Source organism: Gardnerella pickettii (assembly GCF_029226345.1).
Lineage (GTDB): Bacteria > Actinomycetota > Actinomycetes > Actinomycetales > Bifidobacteriaceae > Bifidobacterium > Bifidobacterium piotii.
Map to the genome: position 1 here is coordinate 618939 of NZ_JAKNCU010000001.1, position 11665 is coordinate 630603.

The window sequence follows — 11665 nt, forward strand, 5'->3', positions numbered from 1 at the left end:
CAAACAATTGCCGGGAAGGATTAGAAACAAATTAGTTAGTTAGATTAAAATACAAGGATGGAAAGATTATCCTATGTCTCAAAAAGAATTAACTCGTTTGCATGTCCTTAAATCCTGCCTGCCAACCTTATTCATAATATCCTTGCCATAAGAGCTCTTGACCTTTACTTTGAACACACAAGTAATTACCTATTTATGATTTTCTTTTAAGAAAGCATCAATAGTTTTTCTTGATTCACTTCTTGCTTTATCATTGCTTTCAATTGTTCCACCTGTTGCAATTCTAATTCTTCCTAGATTTAAAACACCATTGCCTGCAAATATATGTCCTGCTCCTTTATAAGAATAAATCTTTGCATTAGGGTTTTGCTCTTTTATTTTTTTTGCCATGGCAAAGCTATCCCACATCAAATCATCTTCGCCAGCCATCATTAATATATTTGCCTTAACATTTTTGACTGGTATTAGTTTTTCTTGGCTTGAGGAGTCTTGTTCTATTGCACTTTCATAAGTTTCTTTATAACTAATAGGACTTTTAATTATAGTTGGAACAATAATATTCTTTAGAAATGAGCTAAATGATGATTTTTTTATATCTATATATGGAAGTTGCTCTCCTTTATATGTCCATGATGAACCATAATCTTTAAAATCTAGGCCAGCAAAATTATAAGACGAAGGCGATATTAAAATCAGATTATCTATTTCAGGATATTTGCAAGCCAAATTAAGTGCATATTCTGCCCCTTTTGACGCTCCCAAAACACTTATCGGTTTATTGTCTTTTATATTTTTATTTATATAATTGATAACATCATCAAATTGTTCTAAGGGAATTTTTGTCAAAGTCGATTCTTGATTTTTCATACCAAACATAAATAGAGCAAAGGTTTCATAGCCTTCTTTTGCTAATATCTTAGCATTTTCAAAATTTGGACTTCCTTCAGAACCTCCAAAACAAATTACAAGACCCTTATGTGATTTTTCTTTAGGTACAAATCTAAATCCTTGCATTCTACCCTCATCTACATAAGTTACATCAACTCCATCAATATCTGTAGGGTATAGACTTATATTAGTAACATCCTTATAATATTCAGGAAAATTTAAAGCATTGATATCTTTATACTTATGGTCGTTATATATCCTAAGACTAAAAACTAAAACTACTAAAATAATAATAACTGAAAAGATTCCAAAAAATATTTTCTTCATTTTCTTCATTTTATTAGCTTCCTTTAAAATAGTATGCAGAGTCTAATAGTATATAAAAAAATCTGTTTGTTGTTATTATATAATCTTTAGAGTATTCATTACATTAATCTACATTAAAACATCCACCACAATAGAATTGCCGGCCTGTTTTGACGCATCCTTCTTCATCTTTTTCAAATACAAAATGCTTATAAAACTGCTTAAATGCAGGATTTTTAAATTTACATCTTTTGTATCAACGCTATAGCTTCCACGTGGATTGAGAGAACTCCAAGTATAGCTACACTTTTTTGAGTGCACACTATTGATAGTGGGTGTACTTTTTAACGATAGAAGCGAGCTATCGTTAAAAGGTTTGAGAATCTATTTTCTACAAAACAATTTTTTATTCTGGTAGAAAATTAAAGCACCTTTTTGTAATGATCCCAAAAGTTAGATTTTTGGTCCAACTTTTGGGAGCACTACATTAGTTAATTAGGTGTTTTTAATCAATAACTCGATTATAAAACTTACTTGCAATAATATTCGATTGCCTTGTTGACAAATACTGATGTCCCTTCGCCTGCAAACGCATCTATATTTTTCGTAAAATCATCACCAGAAGCATACATCTTGCCAAGTCCGGATAAAATCTCATTCGAGCACTTATAGAAATTAGCTGTAATAAAGTCCTGCAGTTTCTTTACCAAAGCCTGAACTTCAACCGAATCGCTGGGTTGTGATTTTACCTTGCCAAATTCTGCAAAAATCAGCATGAGTTGTTGATGGAGCATTTTTGTTTCCTCGCTGTTTCTCCTTTTTTCTTTAGCTTCAAATTCCTTGAATTCCGGTATATCTCCCCAATACTCTTTTGCCTGTTTGGCATACTCATCAATTTTGCTTGTGTCAAATGCTGTAAAGTTCATATAGTTACCTCCTAATGCTTTTAATCCCTTTGCAAAAAGAATTAAATTTTCCAAATGCTCTTTTTTCAGGATTAATAATTTGATTTGTTGTTCCAGCGCTAAATCTTTGTCGAAATGCTCACTGGTTATTATTTCTTTAATTTCTTTGAGCGGAAATTCCAAAGCTTTAAACAGCAAAATGGATTGTAGTACCTTTAGATCCTCATCACCATACAACCTATACCCTGACTCCGAATAAGCGGACGGTTTTAACAAACCGATTTTGTCGTAATACTGAAGAGTACGAATACTAATTCCTGCTATCTTGCTGACTTCATTCACTGTTTTCACTATCTCACCTCCTTCCTTATCACTAGAATAAAGTATTACGCAACGTCATAGTCAAGTATTTTTTCTAGCGTTGTCGTCTAATGCTCAACTCTGCGCTAAAAACTCCACTACAGACTTACATTCGAGCTGTATTTTCCAACTTCGCACCTGAATGCAAAGTGGGTGCACTTTTTAACGATAGAAAAAGCTATCGTTAAAAGGTTTAAGATTGGCTTAATAGCTTGATTTCTGAGCATAAAAACAGCCTAGAGATGATGCCCACTAGGCTGACTTTTGTAACATTTCAAACACTCACATTCTTTTGGCTTTTACGATGCCCTTTCAATATTCACACTAATCTCTGATTTAAAACTTATCCTCGTAAACTTTTATTTTCTTGATGTACTTTCTTACCAGCTTCTCGTCATACTCACTAATATCGTGACGCTCACTTTTCAGAAAATCTTCCATTTCTCTGGTTCGTCTTTTAGCATCTTCTTGACCTGCTTTTTCTATAAGAAGCTGCTGTTTCTTACCTTTAAGCTCATCAATCTCATCAGCAGTTTTCGTGTAGTCTTTTTTAGCTTTAAGCAAGGTTAGTAGTATCGCTTGTTTATCTGCAATTCTTTTATCAACCGTTTCAATCTCGTTTAAGTTATTGCCCGCGATAATTTCTCTAATATTATTCTTCAACGTATCCAATACTTCATCCGATATACTAAACACCTTGTTTATGGCTTTCACTATGGCAGATTGCAGTTCGTTCTCTTGTACTGTCGGAGCATCGCAAGCACTAGGACCATTTTCCACTCTGGTGCAACAACGCCAGACAATAGATCGTACTCCTCGGTTGTTCCAAGCAATTCTTCTGTAAATATCCCCGCATTTAGAACAAACACATAAACTGGATAAAGCGTACTTACTGGAATAAACTCTCCTTTTTTTATTCTCCTCACCACTAAACATGTTAGCTCGTCTTACCATTTCTTCTTGAACTTTAAAGAAAATATCTCTTGGAATAATAGACGCGTGGCTATCTTTTACATAATACTGTGGTTCTGTTCCATCATTTTTTATACGAACATGGTTGATAAAATCTGTCGTCTTTTTAGTTTAAGAAATTATAAAAAAGCAAAGTACGCTTGACAAAAAAAGCAAAGCGAGCTATACATTATATGTAAAGTTAACTTGCTGTTGAAGGAGGAAAATGAAAAATACAATTTTTCGATTAAGAAAACAGCATAAAATAACTCAAGAAGAATTAGCAAATGAAGTTGGAGTTACAAGGCAGACCATAACTTCCATTGAAACTGGAAAATATATAGCATCACTGCCGTTGGCTTTTAGAATTGCTAAGTTTTTTGATACAAGTATTGAAGAAATATTTAGCATAGAGGAGGACGATTAATATGAACAAATTAGAAAAATATAAAAAAGAAATAGGATTTAGAATTAGTATTTTAGTCTTATTATGTATGGTTGCCTTACTCGCAGTTATTATTGGAAATTTTTACTTAAAATATAAATTTCCATTAAAAGAAGATGTGACATATTATGTAGCAGTATTTTTTATTGGACTTGAACTTGTATCTGTATTCTACATGTCGATGCTTGGTAGAGCATATAGAAATAGAGATATATTGGAGAAGATGCATACTAAAGAAACAGATGAAAGAATGATATTAATAAAGATGAAGTCAGGATCAAATATAATACCTATATTCTCAATGGTTATTGTAATAGTTTCTTTAATTGTAGCATATGTAAGTTATGAAGCCTTTTTAGCGTTAATAATAGTTGCATTTGTACAATTAATATTTTCTAAATTATTAAAAGTATATTGGTCAAAAAAGATTTAAAAATATCATAGTAAAGGTATTAGACGATAGACAGTTAAAACTCTATCGTCTTTTTTATACTCAAAATTAGGAGGTAAAAATGGTAAGGATAAGAAGCCACACTTAAAACAATTTAATATATAAGACATTTAGCGATTGAAATATAAGTTCAGTCGCTTTTTAATTGAAATTTATAGATTAAGGAGAAGAAATTAATGGATAGAGAAATGATAATTTAGCTGCCTAATCTTGGATTGCCGCTTGCCCGTTCATGAGCTAGGTAAAAGCCAATCACGGAGAGCTATCAAAGCTCTATTTTCGCGTTGATTAGACGATACAGTCGTATAAGCAGGCATAGTAATGCTATTAAACACCTTAAGTTCAATCTCATTTGGAATATAAATGAGTCGATTATTAACTAGTGGTTTATCACAAGAAAGTACAGCATCACCACTAATGAAAAATGGGTATTCTCCATTGAGATCTTTAGCTGCTCCGACTTTAATGGTAGATTTCTTCTCTTCACTGATAATGTCACCAAGCTTTCGTTTGACTCTCTACGAAAGAATTCGTCACACAACTTCGCCGGTAACGAAAGGTGGGTTATTCACAATCTAGTAAAAAGATTTGAATTAAGCCAGGTAGCAACGCCGTCGTTGTTGTTGGAGTCGCAAACCTCGTCTGCAATCGCAAGCAACCGAGGATTACTATTTGATACAGCTACTCCGTATCCCCCCGCGCGGAACATGTCTATATCTATAATATCGTCTCCAAAAACAACTGTGCGGCTCGCCTTTACGCCCAAGCGATTACAAATAACGTTCAGCGCGTGCCCTTTGTTTGCAAGAGGATTCGTAATCATCCACAAAACATCTTCGCTAATGTGTAACGAAAAATCGCTCGGAAGAATGCGCTGAAGATGCTCTTTCTCGCAATCTTGCGGCACAATAATAATTTTGTCTGCTATGCCACTTGGAACATTAGAAAAATCTGTAATAATAAAATCCTGCTTGCTCCAAAGCATACGAACATCAAAATTAGTGTAACGAACATCGTTCATAACAATGCCAATGCGAAGCGTAGGAATCTCATTAAGCAAACGCAAACACACGCTACACGCAAGCTTAGAATCAAAACCAAAGCGCGTAAGAGTATCAATGCTTCTTTGCGAAGTAAGATCGCTAATAGTACTATGCGCGCAATCAAAATCAATAAGAGCGCCATTAAGATATGCGCAAACTTGAGCTTGCAAATCGTGGATAAAATCAAAAGCACTACCAACAGGGCGAGCTGTAATAATCGCAAGCGGTATTCCGCATTCGCTCAAACGCTTAGCAGCGCTAACAGTTTCTTGGCTTAAATATCTGCCTTCAAAAGTTTGTGAATCATGAAGCATAGTGCCATCAAGATCGGCAATAATAAGCGATGGAGAAAAACGAAGCATACGTACCCAAATTTTAACGCGCGCGCAAGCAACACAATGCGCTTTAATAAAACAAAAGCGCGCAATCTTTCGACTACGCGCTTAAAAGAATACTTAGATAAGTGAGAACTTAGTCATAAGGTTCAAGGCAACAATAACAGCCACCCAAATCAAAGCTATAATAACAGTCCAACGATTCAAGTTCTTTTCTGCAACACCAGAGCTACCAGCGTTCTTCGTTAAACCGCCGCCGAACATATCGGAAAGGCCGCCGCCCTTGCCCTTGTGCATCAAAATCAACAATGTTAACAAAATGCTGGTGAGCACAAGCAACACTTGCAAAACAATTTTCACAGCGGACACAAGTAACCTCCTGTTTTTGGTACTCTGTAAAGCATAGTAAAAGCCATTGACCTATAAGCTAAATATATGTTAAATCAGCACTAAATCTTTCGCTAAATCATTCGCGATTTTTATAAGACGCGAGTTTAACAATAGAAGCAAGCTCTTCAACATCTAAAGACGCTCCTCCAATAAGGAATCCATCCACATCTGGCTCACTAATTAAGCTTGACGCATTAGAAGACGTTACAGATCCGCCATAAAGAATACGCACGGAATTTGCAACATTATCGTCAAAAGTGCGGCGCAAATCGTCTCTAATCGCAAAAGCTGCTTCTTGAGCAGATTGCGCTGTAGCAACCATGCCAGTTCCAATAGCCCAAACTGGTTCGTACGCAATAATCAAACGCTCTGCTTGCTTAGAATCTAAGTCACGAGTAACGTCGTGAACTTGACCAACGGCAAAATCAAGCTCTATACCTTGCTTGCGCTCCTCGAAGCTTTCGCCAACGCATAAAATTGGTTGCATTCCAGCTGCAAGAACAGCGCGCACTTGGTCAACAATATTCGCATCGTCTTCTGGATGATACTTTCTACGCTCGGAATGGCCTACAATCACCATTGAGCAGCCAAGACTTGCAAGCATATCTGCAGAAACGTCTCCAGTAAACGCGCCTTGAGTTGTAACGGAAACAGCTTGCGCTCCGTAAAGAATAGGAATATTGCTGGATTCAACTAAAACTTGTACGCTTCTTAAGGATGTAAACGATGGCATAAGCGCAATATCGCATTTTTTGCAATCGAAGTGAGAATCGCAAAGCATCCACCAGAATTTTTGAATAAAATGAGTGGCTTCGAGGTGATTGAAATTCATCTTCCAATTGCCTGCAACTAGCGGTTTTCTATTCACACCCATAATCACCCTTAAGAATTGTTATAAAGATAAAATTAACATTATGCCGACCTCGATTTACAAAATGAATTCATAAAATCGAAGTCGGCATAATATCTTAAAGTTATTTACTCAAGCACGCTCAAGCCTGGAAGAGTCTTACCTTCCAAGAACTCGAGAGAAGCGCCGCCACCAGTGGAGATGTGAGAGAAGCCATCTTCCGCAAATCCAAGGTTACGAACTGCAGAAGCGGAATCACCACCGCCAACAATAGTGAAAGTACCATTCTTAGTGGCGTCAACCAAGCCCTGAGCCACAGCGCGAGTACCAGCAGCAAACTCTGGAACCTCAAACACGCCCATTGGTCCATTCCAAACAACAGTCTTGGAATCAACAATCTTGTCGTGGAAAAGCTTTTGAGAATCAGGGCCAATATCTAAGCCCATCTTGTCTGCTGGAATAGCATCCGCTGGAACAACTTCTGGAGCAACTGGAGTATCTCCTGCTGGGAAACCAGCGTTAACAACAATATCGGTTGGAAGAACAAGCTCAACGCCGTTCTTCTTAGCGGTTTCAATGTATCCCTTAACCTTCTCAAGCTGATCTTCCTCAAGCAAAGAAGTACCGACTTCGTGACCCAAAGCCTTGAGGAAAGTGAACACCATACCGCCGCCAATAACAAGGCGATTTGCCTTAGAAAGCAAGTTTTCAATAACGCCAAGCTTATCGGAAACCTTAGAGCCACCAAGAACTACTGTCAAAGGACGCTCTGGATTTTCGGTTGCACGAGAAAGTGCCTTAACTTCCTTTTCAACAAGCAAGCCTGCAGCAGCTGGAAGATCGGCAGCAACATCGTAATTTGAACCCTGGGCGCGGTGAACAACACCGAAACCATCGGAAACAAAAACTTCTCCAAGAGCAGCAATCTTCTTAGCGTATTCAGCGCGCTCAGAAGCATCCTTGCTGGTTTCTTCGGCGTTAAAGCGCACGTTTTCAAGCAAAACAACGTCGCCATTGTTCATTGCAGCAACCTTAGCTTGAGCATCTTCGCCGTAAGTATCTGCAGCCAAAGCAACATTTACACCAAGAAGTTCACCTAAGCGAGCTGCCACTGGAGCCAAAGAAAGCTCTGGAACAACTTGACCCTTTGGACGGCCAAGATGAGCCATTAAAATAACCTTGGCGCCCTGCTCGCGCAAAGCTTTAATCGTTGGCAAAGCAGCCTTAATACGACCGTCGTCTGTGATAGTCGTGCCCTTAAGAGGAACATTAAAATCTGCACGAACGAGTACGCGCTTGCCGCTCAAATCTCCCAAATCTTTAAGTGTCTTCATTGGTATCCTTTCCAAACCATGATTCAACCAATCATGATGGCGAATTTAACAAGAAAAAAGACGAAAGCAAAGCTAAAACGTCTATAAATTCCACAAACGATTATACCGCATATGCGCAACAAGCACGCACAAAATCAACAGAAAGATGTACATAAAAATCAACAACAAAATCGCGCGATACAAAAATGCCGCATACTTTGTGTATACGGCATTTAATCAAAGTTAGTAGCTACAAAAGTTAATCCTAGAATCAACTCACATTCTAGATTTTTCGACTTTAGCGCAAAGTTGCAAAAGTCTACGAATACGACCAGCAACAGCATCTTTTGTGATTGGAGGATCTGCCAAATGGCCAAGCTCTTCCAAGCTTGCATCACTGTGCTTAAGTCGCAACTTGCCTGCCATCAAAAGATTTTCTGGAATATCGTCTCCAAGAACGTCGAAAGCGTGACGAACCTTTTCGCAAGCTTCTGCAGCAGCCTTAGCACTTCTGCGCATATTTGCATCGTCGAAGTTTGCTAAACGATTAGCTTTTCCTCTTGCTTCGCCATCAGAACGCTTACCAGTCCATTCTCTAGAAGACCTTGGAGCGCCAATCAAATTAAGCATACGCTCAATTGCGTCTGAATCACGCAAAGTAACGCGCTCGGAGCTTTTAACTTTACGAGCCTTTGCGCTTACACCCAAACGTGCAGCCATAGCTTGCAAAGCTGTTGCAGCCTCGTGAGTTGGGCAAACAATCTCTAGATAACTAGCTTTTCCAGGATCCGATATAGCACCATGAGCTATAAACGCTCCCCTCCACGCGGCTTTAATTTGCGCAATGCTTCCACTAACAATCTCTGGAGCTAAGCCTGCAACAATGTGCATACGGCGATCCAAAAGACCAGATTGCAATGCTAAAGCTGCGGCTCCTCGATCAACAAGAACCTCGTAACGAGTAACAACACCCGTAGGGGTTTGACGAGAAGCTTGAGAAATCTTCGCTTCCCGCTGGAAATAAGTCTCAAGCACATCTACGAGCCATTGTGCTGCATTTTGCGAATCAAACTGTGCTCTAATTACAGCTTGATTATTAACTGGCCTTAAACCTCCAGCAAAACGCATCATCGCTGCAGCTTGAGCCATAATAACCGCTGGTTGGTCACTATTATTTGCGACGAGTTCGTTCTTTACGTCGTCAAGAAGAGCCAAGGGAAACCTCCTATTTTGTTCTTCTTAAAGTATGCGTTGGGATTCTTGCAAGATGCCATTGCACGATGCTAAAAACATCTACATGCTCGGCTTTCTGTAGTACCCAATGACTTGGACATTTTACCTTTTAATATTGCTTTTTATATTACATAACACCGTAGGAGAAAATGCATTATTTGTTAAATCATGCTCTAGATCTCATCTCTCTAGCAGACACTGTAACCTGTAATCCTCTAGATTTTAATCGTTTTGCAAGCTCTATGCTAATAGCTACAGACCTATGCTGGCCTCCTGTGCATCCAATTGCAATAGTTACATAGTGCTTATCTTCTTTTGCAAAACCATCGATTGCTGTAAGAAGAGCTTTCTCGTAGGAATCTAAGAATTCCATTGCGGCTGGGTTTTTAAGAACATAATCGCTAACAGCTTTATCTTTGCCTGTTAAATCTCTAAGTTCTGGAACCCAAAATGGATTTGGCAAAAATCGCATATCTGCCACAAAATCGGCATCCATAGGCATTCCATACTTAAATCCAAAACTAAAAATATGCACAGATACAGTAGAAGATCCTTTTCCAAGCAAGCCTTCGTAAAGCTTAGTTGAAAGTTGATGAATACTAAGAGTAGAAGTATCGATAATAATATCCGCGCAATCTTTAAGATGACTTAAAAGCTCGCGTTCTTCTAAAATGCCATCAATAAGTCTTCCGCCGCGTTGCAAAGGATGCGGCCTGCGCACAGACTCGTATCGCTTAATAAGCACAGAATCGGAAGCATCTAAAAATAGTATTCGAGTTTTTACGCCCAAATCATCTATATGACCTAAAACAGCAAAAAGGTCGTCAAAATATCCGCGCGATCTTACATCAATCACTGCTGCAAGCTTATGAACTTTAGATCCAGAAGACGTCATCATGTCTACAAGCGGAATAAGCAGCTTTGGAGGAAGATTATCAATAACATACCAGCCCATGTCTTCCAAAGCATTTGCTGCATGAGATCTGCCAGCGCCGCTCATGCCAGTAATGAGCATTACTTCAAAATCGCTTGCCACCTGCGAGAATTCACTATTTTCAGTTCTCATAACGCCTCCTGCAATGCTTTTTCCATGCAACTTCTTATGTAATCGTAATCTGGAGCCTTGTCAGATTGGTGTTTGTTTGTGCAAGAATCATCACTCGAATCATCACTCGCATATCTATATTCAAAAGTCATGAGTTTTACTTGATCTAATGCCTGGTGTAAAAGCATTTCTTCTCCGCCAATACCAATGCCGTATTTTCTCCAAACTTTAAGTATCTGGCTTGGTCGAGGATCATATACAACGTCTAGCAAAGCTCCTAAATGTTTTATTGACTTTTCTTGGCAATATTCACACAAAGCTAGCGCTAATCCGTCTGCTACATGAGCTGGAACAGTGCTTATAACAATATCTGCGTTTGCAATTGCTTCAATTGCATCCAATGAAGAAATAGATTCTAGAATGTGAGATTTATCACATTTTTCTATATCTTGCGATATTTTTATAAATTCAGGATCAATAGTAGGGAATTCTATACCGCAAACAGGCTTGTAATCGCCCTTGTTTTTAAGCTCTAAATTCTCTGGCTCTATTCTTCTGCTATTTGGAAAATCCGAGTTATATTTATCTACTAAATCGTTAAATTTGCTAACGCTTTTAACAGTTTTTCCATCGCTTTGCAATCTTGCAACAACACTAACTTTGCTCAATTTTGAGCCTTGCGCAATTTCTATTAAAGCTGCCATTGCAGAAGACGCTGTGTTTCCGCTGCCAATAATAACCGCACTTTTTGCGTTTAATATTTTAGATTTTAGAGCGAGCATTAACGCCATTACAATCCCATTTACATCTGTATTACAAAGCTCAATCGTCTCAGGATTTTCTATGCATGGCTTTTTACTAAACACAGCAGTATTTGCAACTCCAAGAGTTTTTGCCCAATAATCGCAAGCTACACCTAGGCTCATAATCGTTTTTTTAAGTGGCATTGTAAGGCTTAAGCCTTTCCAAGAATCGTCAAGATTTGCAATAAAATCTTTTAAGTCTTCTTCGCTAACTTTTTCTTTACTATAATGCCAATTATCTAAGCCCAATGCCTTATATGCAGCGTTGTGTAAAACTGGAGATAATGAGTGCGATATTGGATTGCCCAAAACCGCGCAATTGTAGCATTTTTCAACCATTTTGACCT

General features: G+C 38.1%; 12 protein-coding genes. 2 read left to right on the forward strand and 10 right to left on the reverse strand.

Annotated elements, in window-relative coordinates; translation table 11 throughout:
* Positions 1-189: 189 nt before the first annotated feature.
* From MAF46_RS02395 to MAF46_RS02405, 3 genes are all read right to left on the reverse strand, one after another.
* Entirely contained in the window at positions 190-1224 is a 1035-nt protein-coding gene (locus MAF46_RS02395) for an alpha/beta fold hydrolase (protein WP_004130938.1), read from the reverse strand.
* A gap of 500 nt (positions 1225-1724) precedes the next feature.
* Complete coding sequence (locus MAF46_RS02400) at positions 1725-2450, reverse strand: MerR family transcriptional regulator (protein WP_060785960.1); 726 nt, start codon at positions 2448-2450, stop codon at positions 1725-1727.
* A gap of 345 nt (positions 2451-2795) precedes the next feature.
* Positions 2796-3395 (reverse strand): recombinase zinc ribbon domain-containing protein, encoded by a 600-nt coding sequence (locus MAF46_RS02405; protein ID WP_230953894.1) that lies wholly within the window; start codon positions 3393-3395, stop codon positions 2796-2798.
* A gap of 241 nt (positions 3396-3636) precedes the next feature.
* Between MAF46_RS02405 and MAF46_RS02410 the strand changes: the two genes are divergently transcribed.
* Together MAF46_RS02410 and MAF46_RS02415 are read left to right on the forward strand one after the other, a co-directional pair.
* Positions 3637-3837: a helix-turn-helix transcriptional regulator gene (locus MAF46_RS02410; RefSeq protein ID WP_018615718.1), complete on the forward strand. Its 201-nt coding sequence runs from the start codon at positions 3637-3639 to the stop codon at positions 3835-3837.
* Between the two features lies 1 nt (position 3838).
* Positions 3839-4288, forward strand: a complete 450-nt coding sequence (locus MAF46_RS02415) for a hypothetical protein (protein ID WP_060785959.1) — start codon at positions 3839-3841, stop codon at positions 4286-4288.
* 586 nt (positions 4289-4874) lie between these two features.
* On the opposite strand, the gene MAF46_RS02420 is transcribed toward MAF46_RS02415, so the two are convergent.
* The 7 genes from MAF46_RS02420 to MAF46_RS02450 all read right to left on the reverse strand — a co-directional run bounded on the left by MAF46_RS02420 (position 4875) and on the right by MAF46_RS02450 (position 11657).
* Entirely contained in the window at positions 4875-5711 is an 837-nt protein-coding gene (locus MAF46_RS02420) for an HAD hydrolase family protein (protein ID WP_060785958.1), read from the reverse strand.
* 93 nt (positions 5712-5804) lie between these two features.
* The gene (gene secG / locus MAF46_RS02425; RefSeq protein WP_004115170.1) at positions 5805-6053 is read right to left on the reverse strand and encodes a preprotein translocase subunit SecG; all 249 of its coding nucleotides are present in this window, start codon (positions 6051-6053) and stop codon (positions 5805-5807) included.
* A gap of 97 nt (positions 6054-6150) precedes the next feature.
* Positions 6151-6948 carry a triose-phosphate isomerase gene (gene tpiA / locus MAF46_RS02430; RefSeq protein ID WP_016829597.1) on the reverse strand — a complete coding sequence of 266 codons (798 nt, stop codon included), beginning with the start codon at positions 6946-6948 and terminating at the stop codon, positions 6151-6153.
* A 104-nt stretch (positions 6949-7052) separates the two neighbouring features.
* Complete coding sequence (locus MAF46_RS02435; protein WP_060785957.1) at positions 7053-8258, reverse strand: phosphoglycerate kinase; 1206 nt, start codon at positions 8256-8258, stop codon at positions 7053-7055.
* 255 nt (positions 8259-8513) lie between these two features.
* A complete protein-coding gene (gene whiA, locus MAF46_RS02440) occupies positions 8514-9452 on the reverse strand; it encodes a DNA-binding protein WhiA (protein ID WP_004130980.1) in 939 nt (312 codons plus the stop codon).
* Between the two features lie 184 nt (positions 9453-9636).
* Positions 9637-10536, reverse strand: a complete 900-nt coding sequence (gene rapZ / locus MAF46_RS02445) for an RNase adapter RapZ (protein WP_016785003.1) — start codon at positions 10534-10536, stop codon at positions 9637-9639.
* Complete coding sequence (locus MAF46_RS02450; protein ID WP_060785956.1) at positions 10533-11657, reverse strand: shikimate dehydrogenase; 1125 nt, start codon at positions 11655-11657, stop codon at positions 10533-10535. Before MAF46_RS02450 ends, rapZ begins: the two co-directional genes overlap by 4 nt.
* Positions 11658-11665 lie beyond the last annotated feature (8 nt).